Source organism: Bacillota bacterium, assembly GCA_012518215.1.
Taxonomy (GTDB): Bacteria; Bacillota; Dethiobacteria; order DTU022; family PWGO01; genus JAAYSV01.
In genome coordinates, this window is record JAAYSV010000019.1 from 1 (window position 1) to 20,914 (window position 20,914).

The following is a 20,914-nucleotide window of genomic DNA, read 5'->3' on the forward strand; positions in this document are numbered from 1 at the left end:
ATTCCCTGAAGCGTTCTTTATGCTATGGCCCATGAACGACCCAGTCGCCAAGCCAACATATAAGAAAAAGAAGGAGTTAAAGTCAGGCGGCTAATGAAACCTGCATCAATACCACTTACTCGGGGGAGAAGCTATTTCCTGGTTTTTATCTTTTAGCATACCCACAAAAGAGAGCTTCAGTTCCCGAAGAATCCCCTCCTCGAATACCTCTACCCCCGGCTGAATCAGAGGAATGCACTGCTGTCCTTCGGGTGAACATTGCTTTTCCCGCAGGCCACGCAAGCTGCGAAACGCTGATCTACAACAGTATCCTGACCCGCCGTTCTTACAATTCCGCGCGGCGGAATGAAAGCGAGGCTACGGCCTGGGCCACGATGCCGAGGATGATGGCCGCTGGCAATGCCGGCAGAAAATCAGCCGCACCGATATTGCCTTTAAGTAAACTGCCGATCTGCGAGCTTAGGCGATAGGGCATGTATTTTCCCACATCGCTCTGGTCCAGAAACAACTGTGGCAACCAGAGCATGATCAGGAAGACCAGGGTAACACCGCCGGCGGCGATCTGACTGCGGAGCAGAGCCGAGGCACTGAGTGCCACGATCAGGATGAGCTCCAGGTAGAGAAACATGAAGACGGCGCCCCAAATTGTCGGGACAAGGGGTGGAACGCCCAACAGAGAGGTGGTATAAAGGGCTGCCAGGAGGGTGCCGGAGGCCATGGTCAGCAGAACCCCGACCGAGTAAGCGGCATATTTGGAATACAGATAGGGGAGGCGGCCAACGGGGCGGGTGAGCAACCAGGCGCTGACACCTTGCTCCCGTTCCCTGGCCACGGCGCCCATGGCCGTCAGAATAACGATGAAAGCTCCCATCTGGGCAACATTGCCGAAATAACTGATGAGTGCATCCGCCGGACCCAGCTCCGGCATGATGATGGTGATTCCTTCCGCTCCGCGCAGCAGTTGTTCCATGATCTGCGGCATGTACCTGGCCCCGATGGGATCAAGGATGGCAAAAAAGAGCCCCGAGAGCAGCAGTGCCGGCAGGCGGAAGGTCCGCCAGAGCTGGCGGATATCCTTAACGAAGAGTGTTTTCATTGCAGTTACCCCCTTCATTCGTCCGGTAACCGGTTTCGCGGAGCAGGTTCAAAAAGATCATCTCCAGGTCTTCATGCTGCCGCTCGTAGGAGGTCACCACCGCGCCGCTACCGGCAAGGAGAGGCAGCAGTTCTTCTTCCATCCGGGCCAGACCGTCCGGGTCGGCTTCGACGGCGATACCACCGGGGATATTTTCCACCTTCCGGGCCCAGGTTCTATCGCGCAACTTGCCAGCCAGGCCGTCCGGAGGTTCCCCACGGAATTTGATGCGATAGCGGGGCAGCCGGTACTGTTCGAGCAGGCTTGCAAGGGATGATTGAAGCAACAGTTTGCCCCGGTGGAGCACTGCCACCCGGTCACAGACCCGTTCCACATCGGCGAGGACATGGCTGGAGAAGAAGACGGTGGCCTTGCCGCGCAGGGAGGCGAGCAGTTCCAGTGTTTCCAGCCGACCTACCGGGTCCAGTGCGGAAACGGGTTCATCAAGGATGTAGAGCTCGGGTTCCGGGAGCAGCACGCAGGCCAGCCCGAGGCGCTGTTTCATTCCTCGCGAATAGGCTGCAGCGCGACGATTGGCAGCGGCAGTGAGATCGAAACGTGCCAGGATCTTATCGATCCGGATCCGCCCCTCGTCAGGGGTGATCCCGTTGGCCGCTCGCACAAAATCAAGCACTTCGCGGCCGGTGAGAGCCTCCGGGAAAGTTGGTTCCTCGGGCAGGTACCCGATTCTTTTCTTCAACCCGCGGGAGAGGCCGGGGCGCACCTCCTGGCCCAGCATGGTTGCGCTCCCCCCGGTGGGATTGAGCAAGCCCATGAGGATCTTGATGGCCGTCGTCTTCCCGGCTCCGTTGGGGCCAAGAAACCCGTAAACGGCACCCGGGGGAACCTCCAGGGAAATTCCCTGCAGAGCCCGATGCCCGCGAAAACTTTTGCTCATATTTATGATCTCGATGGCTTTCATTCTTCGCTTCTCCCGAAAAGAAAGTAGGTTATCGGGCCAAGGAAATTGATGACGATGATAAGAATGATCCAGATTGGCATGGAAAGAGTGCGGGTACTGCGGCGGCGCAGTACATCAACCAGGGCCCAGACCATCAATGCAAGCTGAAGCAGAAGCAGTGGCCAGAGCTTCAGCAGCATATCAAAAATTTCATCGAAACCCATTCTTTTTTTTCTCCTTTCATTTTGTATTATAACACTATCTGTATGCTGCAGGCTGCACGAATAGGGTCTGGCAGTCACCGTCAATCACCGATATCCCGGCGGCAAAATACCATTGCTCCGATTACATGCGCGGGGCTGTTTTGCCGTGTGAAGAAGGGCTGCCTGTTTTATTCATGAAACGGTCGCAACCGATTTTCACAACCGATGCGCGCCCCGCCCTATTTTTTTCTCCCCCTGCGCCGCTGTCTGACCGCATCGGTCAGCAGGTATTCGATCTGTCCGTTTATGGAGCGGAAATCATCTTCCGCCCAGGCCGCCAGTTCCCGCCATAGCGATGAGGATATGCGCAGCAAAATTTGCTTTCTTTCTTTTTCGTTGTCTGCCATGCAAACCAGTCCTTTTTCAATACAGGGAGCCGCTGTTGACTACAGGCTGGGCATCCCTGTTGCCGCAGAGGACCACCAGCAGGTTGCTGACCATGGCAGCCTTGCGCTCCTCGTCCAGCTGCACGATCTCGTTTTCGCTGAGCTTGGACAGAGCCATCTCCACCATGCCCACGGCGCCCTCCACGATCATCTGCCGCGCATCGATGATTGCCGAAGCCTGCTGCCTCTGGAGCATGGCCGCCGCGATTTCCGGGGCATAGGAGAGGTGGGTGATCCGGGCTTCCATTATTTCCAGACCCGCTGCCTCCACTTTTGACTGTATTTCCGCCTTCAATTTTTCGGCAACCTCGCGGCTGCTGCCACGCAGGGATTTCTCGTTGTTATCGTCCGAAACATCCGACACATCATACGGATAAAGGCGAACAATGTCACGCAACGCCGAGTCACACTGGATGGACAGGAACTCGGTGAAGTTGTCGACATTGAAGACTGCTTTGGCTGTATTGACGACTTTCCAGATGACCACGATGCCGATGATGATCGGGTTTCCCAGGCGGTCGTTGATCTTCTGTTTTTCGTTATTGAGGGTCATGGCCTTGAGTGAAATTATCTTGCTCGAAAAAGGCTGGACGGTTGTCGTGGGCGTTGTTTTATCGGCAGGCGCAGCCTGTTTGGCAGCCGCCGCTATGACACCGGAAGACAGAGATTGCGAGGAAGGATTGAAGGCCGCGGTGAAGGGATTGACGAAGAAGAACCCTTCCCCCCTGAGCGTGCCGTAATAACGGCCAAAAAGAGTGAGCACGAGCGCCTCGTTGGGTTTCAGCGCCTTCAGGCCTGCAAAGAGAAGCGGGCCGACAATACAGGTATAAAGAGCTCCAACAATGATCATGACTATCCCTGGAATCATCACGTCCTCGACCAGGATGATACCGCGGATGAACAACAACACGGCGGCGATCATCAGGACGATGTTCACCAGCAAGACGGGCATACCGGCCCTTGACCTGGCCTCGATTTCCTCTTCTAACATCTGCTTGACATTGGTTTTGGGATTTTCAGACATTTATCGATTCCCCCCTGAAAAAGTGAATTATGATATCAAAATGATATCGTCTTAATATTAACACTTGCTGCTTGAAGATGTCAACAGTTGTTGGATAATATTTATGGCGGGAATATACCGAAAACCTTTTTTGTTCCGGTCAATTTGTCGGGAAGACAATCCTGATCCTGTCCTTCGCGGTTTTGGGCGGACATGGACTGCTGCGGAGATGTTCGGGGCGGCGATGACCATCCCTCATGGTTTCGGGCAGGTATCTCATTTCCCGGCTTCCCCGGCTTCCGCAGCGGGGAGATCACAGGTGATGAAAGTTTCCGATACTTCATCGGCCATGGCCACCAGGATACCTTCCGGATCGGCAATGAGGCTGTTGCCCAGGCTGATCAGATTCAGGTGGCTGCCCACGGTATTGGCGAGGAAGACATGGCACCTGTTTTCCACCGCCCGGGCCAGGGGGAGGGCTCTGTTTTTATCCAGTTTCCAGCGGGCCTCGGCCGGCTTGTAGTAATGGGCGGCGGGAAGCAGGAGGGCATCGGCGCCCTTGCATGTTTTCCGGGCCAATTCGGGGTAATTCTGGTCGCGGCAGATGATCACGCCGAAACGGTACCCCCGGAAATCGAAGGAGAGGGGGGCGGTACCGGGAAGGAGGTGATCTTCCTCGGCGGCGGTGAGATTGTTCTTGCAGTATGTGTAACTCTTCCCATCGGGAAGGAAAACCGTGGCTGCGTTGTACATCTTGTCCCCGGCAAGAAATACCCGGCCGACAACCAGGCCCATTCCCGTTGCCGACGCCTGCAGGGCAAGCTTCTGCAGGGATTCGTCAAGTTCTCCCCAGAAATGAGCGTTCTTCCAGGCATGGAAATTGTAGCCCGTGAGGCACATCTCCGGGAATAACAGCAGGTCTATCTCCATATCAGCGGCCGCGGCGATTTTTTCCATCATCCTGGCCGTGTTGGTTTTCATCTCCTCGGCAACGAAGGTCTGGGCAACACCGATACGCAAAACGACACCTCCCAGGTTTTACCTTTCTTGCTCCATATTAGAACAAAAACGCTGACCTGGCAAGGGAAGACGCTGTGGGGGCCTTGCCGGGGGTAGAGTATGCCATGAAATGAACTTTGCACATCCAGGAAGATTGCCCGACCGTTCTTCCCGTCAAAAAACTTCTTTCCCGGTTCACGAAGTTCCTTGCTGTCTATACCGGCAATACTGGGGAAAAGTTTTTGCGATACCATGCCGGGGTAAAAGTTTGAAGCGGCAAGAAGTCAGATAAAAAATCTGCTAAAGTATGAGAACCTTCTCGTCATCGATTCTTGCAAAACCGGTTTCCGGGTCATAGAATTCCTCGAGCATTTCATTGGGTATATACAATGGAGTGTATGAGTCATCGAGACGCCCAACAAGCAACTTGGCGGGAACAGACAGCGTGTAGCTGTTGAAATCACGTTTCAGGGACAGGTAGGCCTCTCGCCGCTTCAGATATTCCTTTTCAGGAATGACCGTGGTTTGATAGAGATGCCAGATATTAGCGGCATCTTCATCAAGTTCAACGAAGACTTTCAAATAATGAGGGCGATCCTCGATCAAGGCAAAATTGGCCACACCGAGCAACTCTGAATCGCGCTCACGAGGGGAGAAACGCCAGGATTGCATTGCCTCCAGCAATTTGTTACTTGTGGAAGTTGATTTGGCTTGTCGCACGGTTTCAAAATAGCTGGCGATGGTTTCGTAAAAATTACTTTCCCTGAGCTGAGGTTCTTTTTCAAACATTACCTTTGCTGCATGGGTGTGAATTTTTCCATAAACATATTGTGCAAGAGAGGTTTCGTTTTTTTCAGTACGATTCACCAAGTGCCATACCCGGACGTAAGCATGCTCATGGGAAAAATGGCGGTTACAGCGTCCGGCCGCTTGCACAACCGCATCCACCGGGCCGAGGTCGCGCCAGACTTCATCGAAATCAAGGTCCACGCCTGCTTCAACCACCTGGGTAGATACAAGAACCGGTTTGCTTCCGTGCTTGAGCAATTCACGCAATTGTTGCAGACGGTGGCTTCTTTCAACGGGGGTAATATTTGTGGAAAGATAATAGAGTGGAGCAGTCGGGTCCAGTTTTTCTTTGAGCAGACGGTGAAAAGTGATCGAGCTTTTTATCGTATTCAAAATCACCAGGTAGGATTGATCACTGTTGTATTGCTTCAGGAAATTATCAGCTAGTTCTTCTACGGTGAAAGGTTCAAGATTCGCCGTTATGGTGACCCGATCCAGGGTGGCAAAACGCCTGCGGATCTGCAGGTCCGCGCCACCCAACTCAAGAATTTCGTCTTTGCCGAACCATTCAGGACGGGTGGCGGTCAATAATAAAACCCGGGTGCCCAGGTGATGACATGCTTCCCGCAGAACATTTTCTACCAGGGGCCAATATTCCACAGGTATATTCTGGACCTCATCAAGGATCAGGATAGAGTTCTGGAGGCGGTGAAATTTTTTCAGCATACGGTTTTCGTTGCCAACAAAGGTATGAAGCAATTGTACGAAGGTGGTTACAATGATTTCACTTTGCCAGCTTTCGATAAGCAGGAGTGATTTGTCCAGTGAAAGTGATTCCATATCTGATTCACCCGCCGTGTGGTAAATATTTTCGGCAAGATGATGATGTTTGAGCAACCAGGAGGAGGGAGGGGTGCTATAATTTTTGTCAGTTTGGTAGGTGCTCAGAACCTCCCGGATGGTACCGTAAGTTTGATCTACAATGCTGGTGAAGGGTAATGCGTAAATGATCCGGGGGCGGGCAATGCCGGATTTCTCCAGTTTGTTTCTCAGGATAAAGGCTGAGGCCAGCGCTGCCAGAGTTTTTCCGCTGCCGGTGGGTGCGGTGATGGTAAAAATTTTCCGGGAAAGAGGGGCCTCTTTCATGTTGTGGCATACAGTGTTGTAAAGTTCGTCACGCAATCGATCAACATCTGTAGTTGGTGGGCCAAATTGTTTCTCCCGATATTTTTTGACAGGCTGACGGGGCAAAGAAGCACGTTCCACATCTTCTAACCGAGCAGCATGAATTTTGTCAGCATCTATCAGTGTGGAGAACAAAGTAAGCATATCAAAATAGTATTGCAAATCTACACTCTCCCTGTTCCGGATCTGCTGCCTCCGGTAACGATAAAGACGTCCGTACGATACAGTCCAATTATCAAGGAAATCATGGAGCAGGGCAGACCAATCCGCATTCAACCAGGACGGCTCGTGTAGATCTTTTTGCTGAAGGAGCTGGCTAGTATGTCGTGCTGCCTTATGCAAGGAACGTGCAACTGCCAGTTTCTCTGTTTCTGTGCCCAGCGCATCAATTTGTTTCTGCGTAATTTGTAAGCGATCACTTCTGGTCGGTTCCAGGTGGTCCCATGGGGGGCCTGTCAACTCGCGGGGCGGCAAGAGAAGTTCTTCGGGATCGGCCAGGCTGCGATGATGGCGGCAAACGGAGACAAACAATGCAAGGGAGTGCAGGGGGGGCATTTCAAACTGTTCGGCAAGATGGGCAGCCCAGAGCGCCGATGAAAATGCGTGCTGCTTCTCCGGGCCGCCTTTTCCTGTACGCAAATAATGCTGAAAAAAACGGGTATATTTGCCAAAATCATGGGTCAATCCGCAGAGCAAGGCTGCTGATACAAGTTCATCATAACGCGGATGTGTACACAACCGTTCCGCTATGCCTGCGGCTGTTTCGGCCAGGTGCGCACTTAACAGGTAGAAGCGTTTTTCTTCTTTGTGAGCGTAGTATGGCACAATCTAACTCTCCATAAAAGCAATTGTATCTGTTTCTGCATCGCCGATTTCAAAACGATAAGCATCGGTACGCAACCGTGCGGCCAGATGTTCTCCCTCGGTGTAAAGTAGCGTTGCCGGCGGCTGCAGACGGCGCCCTTCACCAAAAGAATGGGGGGCTTGCTCTCGAAAGATACGACCGGGGGCGCTTTCGTCCAACACCAATTTCTGTAGTGAAGCTGTGTTAAGAACAGAGGTAAGCATGATCGATGTTCCTTCGGGCAGGCGTTGATATTCCCCGGGCTCAAAGAGGCCCCGGAATTCAGCCATGGCCGGACATTCAGTCAAGCCCAGATAAACCGGGTAGTGGCTACGCCCCTCCTGCAGGCACTGTGCCGTTTCGTCCAACAGATCTCGATCAGGATGGCTGAAAAAGACACGAAAACAAAGTTTGGGATGGCCCCCATCGGGAAGCAACAATTCCAGCGGTATCTGGGTGCCGGGGACTGTGCCGAACTTTTGCAAAATGGTGAGGTCCTCCTTTCTGGTGCGTGTATAGTTCACGGTCTGCATCAGCCGTCTGCCGGGGACTTTTACTGCAACAGCGAAATGGCCCATGTCCATGGTTCCATAGTAGGAGTCTCGCTCCATACCCAAAACCGCAGCCACTACGCCCATAAGCACTGTACGTGGTGGAAAACCATAAGTTAGAGACGATGAATTGGTATAGTATTTTCGGAAATGTGCCATCGATCCTTTCAGATCGAAGACGATTACCTTTTCATTTGGGGTCAAAGTAATCAAGCTCCTTCCCAGATATGGACCCGTTCGTTTCCAATATGATTGACCAACCAGTTTGCCAGGGTTGTTTTTTCCCCGCTGGCAGTGGTCTGCAAGTCTGGATCTTGCCAGACCAGAACATGATCGAGGCGGCTTTCTATACGTTCCAGGGGCCCTGCCAGGCCGTCCAACTCCAGGGAAAAATCATTTATTGCTCGCAGGCCAACACTTTCGCTTAGCCGCAGACTGTCTCGCAGATCGCCCATGAAGGTGTCGCCATCCCGAAAGATAAAACGGGCATAGAGACGCGGATACTGGCCGATCTTGGAGCGGGTTGCCAGCAGGGGGATGGCACGGACCATCGCATCATCCATCAGAGCAATATCTTCCTCGGTAGTGGTGCTTTCCAGTTGTTGCTCGCTCCTTTCAAACATAGCCTGGGCACGCCTGGCGCTGACAATACCATGGAAAGCGATCAGGGCATAATATAGGCGGTAGTCTTTGCCGAAGGTACCCTGTGCGGCGGAATCCCGAGAGGCGAAATGTGAGGATATTGTCGAAGAATCCACAGGTTGTACCTTGTTGAGGGAATAACCCCAGGCAAATTGGACTGGCCCTGTGAGGTTGACGGCCTCGCCTTCACCGCGACGTTCCCCTTTGATGGGCATGGTAGCGCCAAATAGCCGTACGTCCAGCAATTTGGCCAATAATTCCGGAAGATCATTTCCGCTGACCTTTTCTTTATCCAGAACATCCATGAGACGGTTTCCTGCCTGAACAACCCCCGCGGATTTGGTTACGTAAATTGTATGCCCCATCTCCTCCAGATAATCACGCAGATAACGCTTCAACCGGACATCGGAGACCAGGCAGCGCTCCTGATCATAATCCATGCGGGGGCGGTTTTCGTCATCAGGATCTCCGTTTGGATTGCATAGCTTGGCATCGTAAAGAAAAAGAATCTCACTGTTTTTTTCAACTATACTCATAATCAATTGTCCTCCTCTTCATTTGAGTCATTCATTCCCGGGCTTTCTGCGGCTTCAGCTTGTTTTTCCATACCGGCCTTGTAGGCGGCACGCGTGGCCCAGGCATAGCCGGAGAGGATGAAAAAGACATTCTCTTCCGGCGAAAGCGGCCAGGCTGATTTATTGGCGTCGAACAGTTTCTTCATGATTGCAAAGTTATTCTCGTTGTATATGAAGATCCGGTGCTGGTGCAGTTGATCAACCAGTAGATTGCTTAGACGAACAACCTTGGACCAGCTCATCCCGTTGTAATTGATCTTGTCCAGGATCGGTTTATGCTTATAACCGCTGTTTCTCTGCGAACTGCCGATCTGGTGCAGCAGGTAACCCAGCAGGAACAAGGCTGTATGCGTTTCGTTGTAACCCATTTCCACAAGGTATAAATGCATGTCTTCTTTGAGATATACTTGGCCGTGTTTCTCCTCCGCATCATTGTTCATCAGATTCCCCCCTTTCAGAAGTTTTTCCTTGTTCAAAAAGGCCAGAAAGAGATTGGCTTGCAGCAGGCGGCGTGCCATTTCCAATTCCTCATAACCCTTATTGGGACGCTGTATGCTGGTTGAATCAAAATTACTCGTAAGAAATATTTTTGCCAGGGCGACAAATTCCCGGATGAGCGAGCTGTAAGATATCGCCCGGCGGTGCAACAGGGACTGGTAGATATGCAGCAATTTTTTGAATTCCTCGTTCTGGCCTTTGCGCAGCGGAATCAGACGGTAGAGCGCTGTCAGGTCGAAATGCCAGCGATCCCTGCCCAGTAGTCCAGCAGCGCGGTTGGTAAGTTTGTAGGCCTCTTTGAGCAGATGGTTGATCCAGCTGGGAGAAACATCACGCACCAGAGCATGGATACGAAATTCACTCTGGTTTTTCTGGTAAAAGAGAAAATTTAGCAGGGCGATATCTTCCCCGGGCAGATCATCGAGATAATCAGCCAGCCTGGTTTCAAGCCCATCACTTCCCCCGATCTTGTCTAGCCAGGCAGTGGTGTCGACCAGACCGTTAACCCGGTCGAGAAAGAGTTCCGACCAGGATCTGATATCGGTGCTTTCAGGGGCAACACCTGTCAAAAAGGCCGGAACGACCATGAATTGCAGCGGGCCGACCCTTAGGGACATGTGTTGCGGCAAGAATTTTTCAGCCAATTGTAACCCGTAATAGCATTTTCCGCAGGCAGTAAAATTGCGTGAAAAATCTTGCAAGCCCGAGGCGAAACCTATCTTGTCGGTAATATAATATTTTAGAAAATCGAGTGTGGCAAAGTTATCGGTTACCGGGCGGTCGGTGGCGCCACAGATCGAGCAGACCTGCTCGGTGGCAGCATCTACATTTTCTTTGGTTCCCGTTTCAAGGTAGGGCGGCTCCTTGCTTTGCATGATCGCCTGATCATAAGTCCGATCTACCGCCAGCGGGCGGCCGTTGTAAGCCAGCGTCCAGAGTACGGCCTGCGGGGCTTTCAGATTTAGCTCGGTCAACAGCTTTTTTTTCAAGGCCGTTGAAACTTCAGCCAGAACTGCTTTTGGTTTCTCCTTTTTTTCATGCCAAGCAGCGTTGATGAAGCCTGACTCCAAAAGGCTTAGCTTTTCAACATCCAGTATGGGATTCCGGTTCGGCAGGGAGGTATAAAAAGAGTGGTGCAATTGGCTCAGATCCTTGTAAAGGACGGTGTTCTCAAGGCCGATGTTTTTCAAGTATTCCAGAAGGTTGAACACGTTTGAACCCACCAGATAATTCAAATTGTCCGTGGTCAGGTAGGTCTGCGGACGGTTGCCAACCATATTGCCTATCCAGCGGTAACGGATGCGGATATCACGGTCAACTTCAATCGGCGAAGGTATCAACTGCAATTTTTCTGTCCCATCACGAAGATCAAGCTGGATAAGGTAAACTTCTTTATCTTTCAATTTCTGCACTGGTTTTACCAGTGTTGCCAGGGGATCATCTTCCTGTGAAAGTGACCGGCCAAATCCGGCAATTGCTTCCAACATCCTTATTACCTCCATTTTTGGTTTGATTAAAATAATGATAAAAAAAGGCATAGCATAATTATACGTGAATCTTCTGTTATAGAGACAGGCAACAAGTTACCGTTTTGATTGGTAAAAAGTTACCAGGTTTAAAAATCAAGTAAAGCTCCCAGTGCCGGTATCAGATTTTTTGTGTTATTTCTGATAGTTCCTGATGATGCTGCGTTGGTGTTCATGGCACAATGAGCTATATCGTTGCGTAAATTCAATAGCATATTCCATATATGGGCGATACTGTTTGATTGTGAATCCTTTTCATACCAGTCGGGAAGCACGTTACAATTTTTATCATTTTGTTTCCGGAAGGTAACTTTTGCTATCAGCCCCAATTCTTTTTCGACCGCAAGCCGTTCATTTCTGTTACGCCACTTTTCAAGTCTATTGGCTTTCAGATATTTAGTGGGACCCAGAAAACTAAGGCCAACCATTTTTTTCCTCGATTTCAGTTTATTTTATTCAAGCAGGGAACAGCAACCATATCCCTGCGAGTTCTTTGCGCCCAGCCCCGCTGCAAGGGCGGTCTCCAACAGGGAGGGGGCGCCCCGTAGCTCGTATATTCCCATCCAACCCTTGACTATAAAACCTTTGTAACGGGTAATTTTGTGATCCTTTTCGGTTACCTCAAGGGGCCTTATTGAAAATTCCTCGGAAATCGGGGGGCTTCCATGGATCAAGAGATGTTTTTTGAGCAGGTTGGCACCAACAAGCTCACCGAAACGAGGCTCGAACGGAGAAAAATAATAGGTGTATTTGCGGCCACTCGAGGGGGGAAGGGTACTGTAAATTGTCATCGGTGAGAGCATACGTACATGTACAGAATCTGTTTTGACCCGGGGCTGTGCCGTGGAAATTTCTTTTACGATCAATTTTGCCGATCCGATGTGGACCTTCCCCTGACGCAGAAAACCGGTGCCCAATTCCTGCAGAATGAAGGGAATTGGTGAACAGATAACCAACTCCAGGGGAGGGGCCATTATGAGCTTTTTTTTGACCTGATCAAAACGTGTTTTCTGTCCCATCAGACGCGAAAAAGAAAAAAGCTTGAAACGCCGTTTTTCCAGCTGAAAACCATGTTCGTGCAGATAGCGCCCCAGAAGCGGATTTTCCATCCCATGGTAGATCATCCCTTGGATAAGATGGCCGTAATGTACTGGTAATTCTACCTGTCCAGGCGCATCAAAAAATAAAGTTAAGAGCATAGGGTCACCTCAAAAAACAAATAATTTTCCGCATCAAGGCTTTTCCTCTTCAAGGACGGCACGTATAGCTTCTATTATGGGTGCGTTTTTTTTGTTTGGTTTGTTCCATTGCTTTTCACGATAAACCTGATACCAGTGTTCAAGTAGTTGCGCAATTATTTGCTGGTCAGCAGGAGGGGTTTCTTCTGACTGCATCCTGGACAACCATTTATTTTTAATGGCTTGCAAGAATTCATCTGTATTGTACCGATCCTTGACCATCTCTTCAGCAATCGGACCGGCTAACTTTGCGGGGATTGGCAGTATCTTTTCGGCCTCTTCTTTTTTATACTTGAGCATGGTTGATTTCAAATTGTTTTCTGTTTGTTCACAGCGAATGAAACGGCCGTAGCCAGCCGCAGTTTTTGCACCGGCTCCGATGTTTTCCAATGCCTGTTCCATCCATTGAAGAACTTTCTCCAGGTCGGATCCGTTTCTATCATCGGTTCTATTTCTCGGTGCAACAGAAAAAAGAAAAGGTTGCCCCGTATTGACGGTTATAAAAGGGATCGGATTGGGGTTCTGCCAATCGCCGGGAACTTCATCTCTACTGTAATATCCTTGATAGTGTGGTGTCATTACATCGGCAACAAGCCGAACCGGTGTAACAGGAAGAGCATCGAAGAAGATTACACTACCTACGTTTTTAATAGATTCATTTTTGTCATCATTTCCCCTTGGCCCGAAAATGCGGTTGATATCATTTTCTGAAGGACTATCAAGCCATTGCTCGACCCATGCTCTGACCAGGCCTTTGACAGAAGAACCGGGTAGGTATGGGACTCCCAGGGTGTGGTGCCAGGCCATTCCATTTTCAATGGGATTGTTCAATCCCAGACCGATGGTAAAACGCCAAAGCGTTCTGTAACAGCTAAAAACACCCTCCATAAAATCGGTCAGCTCAATCAATCTTTTCGCCGCTTCATCAAGTAGTGTCCCGTTTCCCACGGGTTTTTTACTGATTTTTTCAATAAATTCGAGTTTACCTCTATCTGCAATGGTCCAACTATTATCCCAGAAATTACAGTATTTATTGAACAATAGTCCGGTGTTGCCTCTGTTTAGCTCAATCAAATTTATACGTTCCCGCTCATATTCTCCTGGCAACTGGTATAGTGGTAAAGTCATTTCGTCACCCCTGATCCATTATTGACTTTTTTCCGGTATTTTTAAGTAGAGCTACCGCAAATTTTTTGTACCATTCCAAATAACCTAAAGCTTCTGCCTGTGCCAGAAGATAAGTTTTGCGATTTCCTTTGGTAATAGCGGTTAGAAGATCCTCATCATGAGGATAAGGCGCCGAGGGGTCATTGCGACAAAGCCATTCTTTGATAGCATTGTAAACTGTCATATGAGGATCATCAAAATTGCCTTTTGCCTGAGCCCGTAGTGTGGCAGCTGCCTGGCCCAATCCGTTAATAAGTATTGATGCGGGTGCATTTTCGGCATAAGCAACTATTTTATCCCGATCTTCGCCTTGGTATTTTTTTTCTGCTGCCTCGATCTTTTCCAAGGCATGTTTGGCTCGCTGCTGCTGCATGCTTTGAATTCGATTGCTCAATCTGATACACCTCCATAGATAAATGTTATGGCAGTCCAACCTTGCCCAATAGTCTCGTTGCCGCCAATCTGCAGGTAGGGATACTGGTCAAAAAAATCCGTTAAAGCGTTCAGGTGATCCTTTCCTCCGGGACGAGCTGCAAACAGGGCATAGAAGAGGGTATCAGTCGGTACTGTTTCTTCATACCAAAGATTCTGGCTGATTTTTTGCTTGTCCAGTAGGTTACGCGCATTTACAGATAAAGAGTACCTGGCAAAATATGAAAACTCATCATTGCTTACCACTACCAAGTTTTCAGCGAGGCGTTCCTTTATCGTGGAATGTCTGATCATCGGTTTGATCGCTTCGGCAAAAGGGACAGTTCCCGATCCTGATTCGATTATTTCAAAATGAGCATCCTCGAGGTATAGCCTTCCTTTCCCGGTGGCAATTGCTTCTCCCTCTTTTAAATCGGTTATAGCCGTGATATCGATTGTGCCGACCGATACCCCGGCCAAAGCACAGTCGCGTTGATAACGTTCCAGCAGATAGGGGCAGGTTACCCATTTATAGTGGCTGTTCAAAGAACGCACCGGTAGAAGTAGCAGGCGACCGTCGGAAACCGCGACGCAACCGGCATGTTTTTGGCTACCGAAGACCTGTTCCATGTCAATTTCTGAATTGTTGGTTATATTGTGTTGTTCAACAGTATCTTTTAGTGCGCCTTTCAGGCTGGAACCTACGATGACCGGATAATCGGTAGTTTTCTCGCGGGCTACCGGCAGATCGACCACTCCGCTAACCTGTCCGGTCCCGGGGTGTAAATTGGTTTCTGCAAACATTCCCATTATTGCACTGGCCATATTCAATCAACCTCCCATTTTCCAATTAATACTTGACCATAACCAAGAGAGTGGGACCCTTCATTACCAACATGGCATCCATGAAGGGCTTCTATTTTTTCTTTATCTGTCGCTGCGGCTTCAAAAAACCAGGTGCTGCCAGGGGGCAGGCATGGTTGCAGTGGGCGAGGTTCGTTATTTGCCAGATCCCATCCTCCATGGAATTGCGGCTTGCCGATACAGGCACTGACACACCTGCCTGGAGCATTGGCGGGGCCTTCCCGAACAAGGAGTTCAAGCTGATCTCCATCGGAAAAAACAGATTGAGTGATCAGAGAGATAGTATAACGGATCTGCCCATCCTTTGTTTGCTTTAACGAGGGGCATGGGGGAAGCAGGTTTCGGTAATCATCAAGGGTAATAGAGTTGATTTCGATTCCTGCCAAGCGCCCTTCCCCGCCCAGGGGAACCACTCTCTGTTTTATTTCGGGCCAATCGGGGGGTAACCCCTGAATGATGACACGTATTTTTAAATAGTACTCCGGCCGGATATGTCCGATGCGGTATAGGTTATGATCTTCGGCAGTTCGGGTTCCGGCGTTGCGTTTTAACCCTACACGAGGTTCCACACTCCACAATGATTCCTGGAAATATGCATCGTCTGTAGCAGGGGCTTTTCCTTTGGCAACAGAACTGTAGCCTGAACGGGTAAGGTAGAGATTTCCCGAATGGTGGGCTCCGTCCAGTTTTTCTTTTTTCCTGGGCAGGCAAACGTCTGGACCGAGGTCGCAGACGCATGTTTCGCCAGGTATGAGAAAAGTGGTTTTTATTGACTTCGGATCCGTTTTTGAATTGACCCCAGGCATCTTTTTGATTAATAGATTCAATGGTGCCGGAAAAAGGAGCTTTTTATCCCATACCAGGTGTGGTCCCAACAGAGATAAAAGACCCAAATTTGTATTGTCACCAAGTTCATCGGGCCAATTTTTATTTTGGCCGGGCCACCACCCACGAGCATTGGCCAGGGTGCTGCGGATCGCGCCTTGAAGAGTGCTTATGGGCGGGGGAAAGTGACTGATGATCCGGCTGTGTCCGCCTTCACCGGCATGGAAAGGCTGCCCGGTACGGAAAAATACAGTATCGATCAAAGTAAAATCCCAACATTGGAGGTTCATCGTTCCACTCCTTTCTCCAACAGGAATTTTATTAAAAACAGGCTCTCGAGCTGCAACCTTTTTTTATCCTTGCATATTTTGCCTTCCTCATCCCTCCAGTAGTGATGACAGAGTTCCAGCAATTGACGCATGGTTTTTTCAGCCTCAGTGTGATCTGTATCCGAGCCGCGGCTTTTAACATATTCAGCTGTAAGCAGTGCGTTCAGAACTGAATTTGAAAATGTTGATAAATCTATATTCTGGGTAGTGAATAATGCCAACCGATATTGAATATTGTAGAAAAAACTATTGCTGAATTCTTTAAACTTTTCTTCATCAGCAGTTGCTTTCCCGAAATGTTGGATATATGGCAGGAAGTTATCTACAATTATTTCCCAGGGGGCGGACCAGCTCAACACCTTGCCCACACTTTTCCAGACGGTTATGGCGAGGCTGTCCCGGCCGGTTTTAACCTTGGCGACTTCCGAAAGTAAACGCTGTCCCTCGTGGTACACTTCGGTGAGCGGTGTGGCAAAATGGGCATAAACAATTGCTCCGGAAATAGTGGCCAGGGATATATTATTAGCAGCGAATGCTTCAAGGTAAGCAGTGCGCAATCTTATTGCTGTTGTCAATGCATTTTCCAGGGGTGTCAAGGCAAGGACGTCGTCACCACCAGCGAAAACAGTGATTCCATTGCCTTCTTCAACGAGTAATTGCACCTGCTGACTGAACATATTCAAAGACTTGCTGATCAGATTTGTATCAGTTTGATGTTTTTGTAGCAGCGCGCCGAGCCTATCACCATCCATAAGGAGCAGGGCATAGAATGGCGAAGAGGGAGCGGCAAGATCTTCAAGCTTTTCTATCAGCTTTTTTCTGGTTTCTTCCGTATCCATGGAAGAGCTTGCCCGCCCATTCCAAAGATTCGAATTCTCAAGGGCGGCTTTGAAAAAACAATTACCGTCAAGAGAAGCGAACTCCCGGGCGTGGGGATGATCGGAAACCTCTTTTTTTAGAATTGGAAATATGTCCGGATTTTCACGACCCCTAGCTTCCGGAAGGTTAGAGGCAAGGTTGGCAAAAGATCTAGCTTTCTCGGCTTTGTCCTTGACCACTTTGGCGATCCAGTTAACGGCTGCGAGATAGGGAGTAGAAGGATAATTGATGGGGGCTTCTTTAATTATCTCCCTGGCAACGTGCGGAAAAAGCCGTTTTATCAAAGCGATGGAACAGAGCCGTTCATTTTCATCCAGATCATAAAATATACCCGCCTGACTTTGCTGTCGTATGGATTTCCAGAACCCATCTTGTTTTTCTTTCTCATGTATGCGTAAATAACCTGATAGTTCCTGAAGATCGCCGAAAAGGGTACACTTGTCACCGGGTTCAACCGGGGGCAGATGGCTACGCCAATTTTTGCGCTGATCCAGTGCGCCGGCATCTTCGCTCAAGACCCAGTTTATTTCCCAGTAATTATCGATCTGCCTCTCCCATATTTCTGTGGTCAGGTCCCCCTGCCCACTTTGCTCGGCGAGGTATCGTTCCCAGATTATTTCAGCTATCATCTGCCAATTTTCTTTTATTGCTTCCTTACATACAACCGGAGCAAAACCTGCCGGAACCTTGGCGCGGAAACGGTTTGGCAGTGTAGCCACAATGTTGCTGTAGCCGTTGATACTGGTTGTTTTTCCTTCTCTACGGTCCATGATCATCTGCAAAAGCGGGTCGGTGATCAACTTTTTGCTTTCCGCGACAGCAGGTAAAACTAGACTGCCTCCTTCTTCAAGAACTACTGCCATGGCTTGTCCCGCAAGGAAGGAGAGCAAGAAGGAGCCTGTCCAGAAATCGCGTGTCTTTCGTGAGCGGGAAATAAAGCTCTGTACTGGCCCCAAGGAGAAATTCAAGGTTTCTATTTTGCTCATGGCCAGACCACCACCTTGCTGCGCCTGAAAGCCGGTCGGTTAATGAAGTTGGTGACATTGTTGTAATCTACGTTGCAGTCCACGGTTGTTCTGTTGTGTCGTCCCGAAGAAATTTCGATTTTTACATCCCGTGGAAGAAAGACAGCCGGAAGCAAAGTTAGAACTGCCGCAAAATGATTTTTACCCAGGGCATGGATATGGATAAAAAGGGGGCTGGCACGACGATTATATTCTTTACTAGCAGGGCTTATACCGGCTTTGTCCCTGGTGGATATAAAGAAATAGTTATGAGGGAGCCCGAATACTACCCGCCTTGGATGTGTATCTATTGAATTCCCCCGACAAAAACCCAACATCAAATCGTGGTCATCTGCAAAATTTTGTTCTGCTTCTGTATCGTCCGGTAGCACATGTTTGCCTTTATTATTTTCCCTGCCGTAACTTCGATAACAAAGCATTTCATAACCTATCCTGTTCAGGACCTCAAGTGCATCAGATCCGGTAAGGGCTATCCAAACGCGGCTATACCTGCTAAATGCTGAATACTCAGGCAATGCATCATTACTATTGTCAACTTTGATCTCGCGTAGCAAGGTTTGTAAACATGTACCAAGATCTTCAACAGTTTCAGGCATTTTCCAGAATTTATTTCCGTTGCAGGCTATGGATTCGAGTGAAAGTGAACCAAAACCTTTGCGAGAACGTGCCCCGGCCGCACCAAACAGGCCAAGTGCCTGCAAAGCAAGTGGTAAAAAGTGGGCGGCCTCTTCCGGTATTCCCTTTTTTGTTCGAATCTGCAGGGTAAAGCGACCACCTGGCTCTAGATGAGGACGCATAGCGTTACCCCTTTGGTCTATTACACCGTACCCCAGATAGCGTATTCCATTAAAATTTAGCCAGCTGCTCTCTTTTTTTTCGGATAACCCTTCTTGATCTCTTATCGTTAACAGAGTAGATGACTGACCTTTAGTGCTACCAAAAACAATGTTCTCTAGACTCTTTACCGTGGACCATTTGCGTAGCTGGGCCAGTGCTATTGCCCGAAACCAGAATCGTAATAATCCTTTTATCGAGGACGGTCGAAGTTCTGCATGTTTGTTCGGGTTTGCTCCTCCCAAAAACAGGGGAGTTGTTACCCGGTAGGTTGCATCCCAATTCACGGTTTAGATACCTCCAGTCTCTTTAAAAAGTATTCAAGATATTTTTTTTGCTATCATCACCTTTTTTCCCTCGCTCGTTCACGCATAACCTGCAGGTTAAGGATCTCGGCGGGCTCGAACCGAGGGGTAATTTCACCGGCGCCTGGACGCAGACGAAGTATTGATGGAAAATGGCCGATCCGGCCGTGCAACTGTGCCAGCAGGGCCGCTGCGCTGTAGTTCAGAGAAGGCAAATTGATCAGCAGCGGTTCTGTCTGCCATTCCCGCGGGCTCAGTCCGGCATGGTCCAGCATTGCTTCGATCTGTGCTTCGATAGGTTCGCCGGGATCGATCTGACTTGGTATTTCGGTCACACTTGTTATTTCCAGGCCGGCGAGAACCTCTATTCCGTCCAGTTGGCTTTCGGTGAACGGATGGGCAAAATTCAGGATCTGCATTATCACAAATCTCCCTTTGGTTCTTTCATCGTAAAGTAGGGTGAGAAACGGGCAATCAAGACATTACGATCCACGCTGTAATCAGGAAAATTCAACCATTCACGCAGTTTGTCGTAGATGTTGCACAACTGGTTGGCGACTGTTTGTACCCCTTTTCCCAGTGTGGAAGCAATGGAGGAATTTTCAAAACCCTGGCAGGCCAGGCGGGCCACCTTCCGCTCGGCGGGGGTCAACCAGTGCCGGATGAATTCATCCTGCCGTTTTTCTTCTTCTTTTTGTGTAAGCCTGTGATACCAGGACAGCACTTCTTGAGGATCATCAAGCTCGGTCACCGTTTGCATCAGAGTTCCAGCTTCCTTCCAGCGAAGAAGCGGTACCGGAACCAACAGGACCTGCTCACCGTTGACAGCGTGAAGGTGACGGTTGACACCGGGCCGCCAGCCTTCCGTAATCAGATACCAAACCCGATCATCAGGACCGAATAGGAGTTGGGCTACGGTCATGGCTATTACCCCCATTACCTTGCGGCCACCGGAAATGCAGAGGTGAAGGGGGCATCCCTGTTGACGCACCTTCCTGATTACCGAATAAAAGGTTCGCAAGAGTGCCCGCAGGTCATCTTCAGTTTTAAAATCCTTCACTGCAACGTCTCCGGTGGATATTGCTCTGGTATGAAAAGAGAGATCCGGGTAGTACCCTGTTTCAAATTCGGCTTCAAGAACGGCCAGAGCTTCCCTTATAGCGGGGTATTCGGTGTATAAAACGGTAACTTCTTTGATCTTTTTCCCCCTGTCTATAAGGGCATCCAATGCGAGGGTTACTACCTGCGGCTCAACACCGAGAGTGGCAATCATTGTTTCAGGTTTGTTTTCCAGGCCCATCCGGAGAACCTCCTCGACACATTTTACCAAATTGTGATCGTTGTGGCAATCATCGACATTAAAAATGGAAAAGATGCCCATTCAAATTATCTGGTTACACTATTGGCTTTGAAAGATATTTTTAAAAAATAGCTTAAATACCAGGCGTACGGATGCCCGGTGGACCTGTTATATTTTTAGTAAATCCATTCTTCGCCGCCTTTCTGTATGCCGATTGATTTTCGTTCCGTATATTTCCGGCTACCCAGTATGTAAAATAGCAGTGAATCTTCATCCTCAACAATTATTTGATTCAGTTCGGAGAGCAGGGAGCGAAACGTTGCTTCCGTAAGTTCACCTTCAAGGACAGAATTCTGGACCCAGGTAAGGTAACGACGAGAAATCTTCAACACCTTGGCAACCCGCTTTACATTGATGTCATAGACCAGAATTACATACAT

General features: G+C 49.4%; 21 protein-coding genes. All 21 read right to left on the reverse strand.

All coding sequences use genetic code 11. The annotated features are described in order from the left end of the window. Window positions 1-325: 325 nt before the first annotated feature. Window positions 326-1,096 carry an ABC transporter permease subunit gene (locus GX364_03275; protein NLI69873.1) on the reverse strand — a complete coding sequence of 257 codons (771 nt, stop codon included), beginning with the start codon at window positions 1,094-1,096 and terminating at the stop codon, window positions 326-328. Beyond that, window positions 1,077-2,057, reverse strand: coding sequence for an ABC transporter ATP-binding protein (locus GX364_03280; GenBank protein NLI69874.1), 981 nt, complete (start codon window positions 2,055-2,057; stop codon window positions 1,077-1,079). The genes GX364_03275 and GX364_03280 overlap by 20 nt, the downstream gene beginning before the upstream one ends. After that, window positions 2,054-2,236 (reverse strand): hypothetical protein, encoded by a 183-nt coding sequence (locus tag GX364_03285; GenBank protein NLI69875.1) that lies wholly within the window; start codon window positions 2,234-2,236, stop codon window positions 2,054-2,056. The genes GX364_03280 and GX364_03285 overlap by 4 nt, the downstream gene beginning before the upstream one ends. 242 nt (window positions 2,237-2,478) lie before the next feature. After that, window positions 2,479-2,646 carry an Arc family DNA-binding protein gene (locus tag GX364_03290; GenBank protein ID NLI69876.1) on the reverse strand — a complete coding sequence of 56 codons (168 nt, stop codon included), beginning with the start codon at window positions 2,644-2,646 and terminating at the stop codon, window positions 2,479-2,481. A gap of 16 nt (window positions 2,647-2,662) precedes the next feature. Then, window positions 2,663-3,709, reverse strand: coding sequence for an SPFH domain-containing protein (locus GX364_03295; GenBank protein NLI69877.1), 1,047 nt, complete (start codon window positions 3,707-3,709; stop codon window positions 2,663-2,665). Between the two features lie 255 nt (window positions 3,710-3,964). Then, window positions 3,965-4,708 carry a carbon-nitrogen hydrolase family protein gene (locus GX364_03300; protein NLI69878.1) on the reverse strand — a complete coding sequence of 248 codons (744 nt, stop codon included), beginning with the start codon at window positions 4,706-4,708 and terminating at the stop codon, window positions 3,965-3,967. A 279-nt stretch (window positions 4,709-4,987) separates the two neighbouring features. After that, a complete protein-coding gene (gene cas3, locus GX364_03305; GenBank protein NLI69879.1) occupies window positions 4,988-7,486 on the reverse strand; it encodes a CRISPR-associated helicase Cas3' in 2,499 nt (832 codons plus the stop codon). Window positions 7,487-7,489: 3 nt separating this feature from the next. Beyond that, window positions 7,490-8,215, reverse strand: a complete 726-nt coding sequence (gene cas5, locus GX364_03310) for a CRISPR-associated protein Cas5 (protein ID NLI69880.1) — start codon at window positions 8,213-8,215, stop codon at window positions 7,490-7,492. Window positions 8,216-8,265: 50 nt separating this feature from the next. Continuing rightward, a complete protein-coding gene (gene cas7b / locus GX364_03315) occupies window positions 8,266-9,234 on the reverse strand; it encodes a type I-B CRISPR-associated protein Cas7/Csh2 (protein ID NLI69881.1) in 969 nt (322 codons plus the stop codon). Window positions 9,235-9,236: 2 nt separating this feature from the next. Then, window positions 9,237-11,258 (reverse strand): TIGR02556 family CRISPR-associated protein, encoded by a 2,022-nt coding sequence (locus tag GX364_03320; protein ID NLI69882.1) that lies wholly within the window; start codon window positions 11,256-11,258, stop codon window positions 9,237-9,239. A 128-nt stretch (window positions 11,259-11,386) separates the two neighbouring features. Next, window positions 11,387-11,725, reverse strand: coding sequence for a hypothetical protein (locus tag GX364_03325; protein ID NLI69883.1), 339 nt, complete (start codon window positions 11,723-11,725; stop codon window positions 11,387-11,389). 24 nt (window positions 11,726-11,749) lie between these two features. Beyond that, window positions 11,750-12,496: a CRISPR-associated endoribonuclease Cas6 gene (gene cas6, locus GX364_03330; GenBank protein NLI69884.1), complete on the reverse strand. Its 747-nt coding sequence runs from the start codon at window positions 12,494-12,496 to the stop codon at window positions 11,750-11,752. A gap of 33 nt (window positions 12,497-12,529) precedes the next feature. Further along, window positions 12,530-13,663 (reverse strand): type III-B CRISPR module RAMP protein Cmr6, encoded by a 1,134-nt coding sequence (gene cmr6 / locus GX364_03335; GenBank protein ID NLI69885.1) that lies wholly within the window; start codon window positions 13,661-13,663, stop codon window positions 12,530-12,532. A 4-nt stretch (window positions 13,664-13,667) separates the two neighbouring features. Then, window positions 13,668-14,096: a type III-B CRISPR module-associated protein Cmr5 gene (gene cmr5, locus GX364_03340; GenBank protein ID NLI69886.1), complete on the reverse strand. Its 429-nt coding sequence runs from the start codon at window positions 14,094-14,096 to the stop codon at window positions 13,668-13,670. After that, on the reverse strand, window positions 14,093-14,938 hold the full coding sequence (gene cmr4, locus GX364_03345; GenBank protein ID NLI69887.1) for a type III-B CRISPR module RAMP protein Cmr4: 846 nt from the start codon (window positions 14,936-14,938) through the stop codon (window positions 14,093-14,095). Before cmr4 ends, cmr5 begins: the two co-directional genes overlap by 4 nt. Window positions 14,939-14,940: 2 nt before the next feature. Then, window positions 14,941-16,092, reverse strand: a complete 1,152-nt coding sequence (locus GX364_03350; protein ID NLI69888.1) for a hypothetical protein — start codon at window positions 16,090-16,092, stop codon at window positions 14,941-14,943. Beyond that, a complete protein-coding gene (gene cas10 / locus GX364_03355) occupies window positions 16,089-17,996 on the reverse strand; it encodes a type III-B CRISPR-associated protein Cas10/Cmr2 (GenBank protein ID NLI69889.1) in 1,908 nt (635 codons plus the stop codon). The genes GX364_03350 and cas10 overlap by 4 nt, the downstream gene beginning before the upstream one ends. After that, on the reverse strand, window positions 17,993-19,156 hold the full coding sequence (gene cmr1 / locus GX364_03360) for a type III-B CRISPR module RAMP protein Cmr1 (GenBank protein ID NLI69890.1): 1,164 nt from the start codon (window positions 19,154-19,156) through the stop codon (window positions 17,993-17,995). Before cmr1 ends, cas10 begins: the two co-directional genes overlap by 4 nt. Before the next feature lie 56 nt (window positions 19,157-19,212). Next, window positions 19,213-19,593 (reverse strand): hypothetical protein, encoded by a 381-nt coding sequence (locus tag GX364_03365; GenBank protein NLI69891.1) that lies wholly within the window; start codon window positions 19,591-19,593, stop codon window positions 19,213-19,215. 2 nt (window positions 19,594-19,595) lie between these two features. Next, window positions 19,596-20,447: a CRISPR-associated protein Csx14 gene (locus GX364_03370; GenBank protein ID NLI69892.1), complete on the reverse strand. Its 852-nt coding sequence runs from the start codon at window positions 20,445-20,447 to the stop codon at window positions 19,596-19,598. Window positions 20,448-20,650: 203 nt separating this feature from the next. Next, complete coding sequence (gene cas2, locus GX364_03375) at window positions 20,651-20,914, reverse strand: CRISPR-associated endonuclease Cas2 (protein NLI69893.1); 264 nt, start codon at window positions 20,912-20,914, stop codon at window positions 20,651-20,653.

Coding starts and splice junctions, on each gene's coding strand:
- GX364_03370 (NLI69892.1), bottom strand. CDS start 20,447: ATGATTGCCACTCTCGGTGTTGAGCCGCAGGTAGTAACCCTCGCATTG.
- cas6 (NLI69884.1), bottom strand. CDS start 12,496: ATGCTCTTAACTTTATTTTTTGATGCGCCTGGACAGGTAGAATTACCA.
- cmr4 (NLI69887.1), bottom strand. CDS start 14,938: ATGGCCAGTGCAATAATGGGAATGTTTGCAGAAACCAATTTACACCCC.
- cmr6 (NLI69885.1), bottom strand. CDS start 13,663: ATGACTTTACCACTATACCAGTTGCCAGGAGAATATGAGCGGGAACGT.
- cas7b (NLI69881.1), bottom strand. CDS start 9,234: ATGAGTATAGTTGAAAAAAACAGTGAGATTCTTTTTCTTTACGATGCC.
- GX364_03320 (NLI69882.1), bottom strand. CDS start 11,258: ATGTTGGAAGCAATTGCCGGATTTGGCCGGTCACTTTCACAGGAAGAT.
- GX364_03285 (NLI69875.1), bottom strand. CDS start 2,236: ATGCTGCTGAAGCTCTGGCCACTGCTTCTGCTTCAGCTTGCATTGATG.
- cas5 (NLI69880.1), bottom strand. CDS start 8,215: ATGGCACATTTCCGAAAATACTATACCAATTCATCGTCTCTAACTTAT.
- GX364_03325 (NLI69883.1), bottom strand. CDS start 11,725: ATGGTTGGCCTTAGTTTTCTGGGTCCCACTAAATATCTGAAAGCCAAT.
- GX364_03280 (NLI69874.1), bottom strand. CDS start 2,057: ATGAAAGCCATCGAGATCATAAATATGAGCAAAAGTTTTCGCGGGCAT.
- GX364_03295 (NLI69877.1), bottom strand. CDS start 3,709: ATGTCTGAAAATCCCAAAACCAATGTCAAGCAGATGTTAGAAGAGGAA.
- cas2 (NLI69893.1), bottom strand. CDS start 20,914: ATGTATGTAATTCTGGTCTATGACATCAATGTAAAGCGGGTTGCCAAG.
- GX364_03365 (NLI69891.1), bottom strand. CDS start 19,593: ATGCAGATCCTGAATTTTGCCCATCCGTTCACCGAAAGCCAACTGGAC.
- GX364_03290 (NLI69876.1), bottom strand. CDS start 2,646: ATGGCAGACAACGAAAAAGAAAGAAAGCAAATTTTGCTGCGCATATCC.
- cas10 (NLI69889.1), bottom strand. CDS start 17,996: ATGAGCAAAATAGAAACCTTGAATTTCTCCTTGGGGCCAGTACAGAGC.
- GX364_03350 (NLI69888.1), bottom strand. CDS start 16,092: ATGAACCTCCAATGTTGGGATTTTACTTTGATCGATACTGTATTTTTC.
- GX364_03275 (NLI69873.1), bottom strand. CDS start 1,096: ATGAAAACACTCTTCGTTAAGGATATCCGCCAGCTCTGGCGGACCTTC.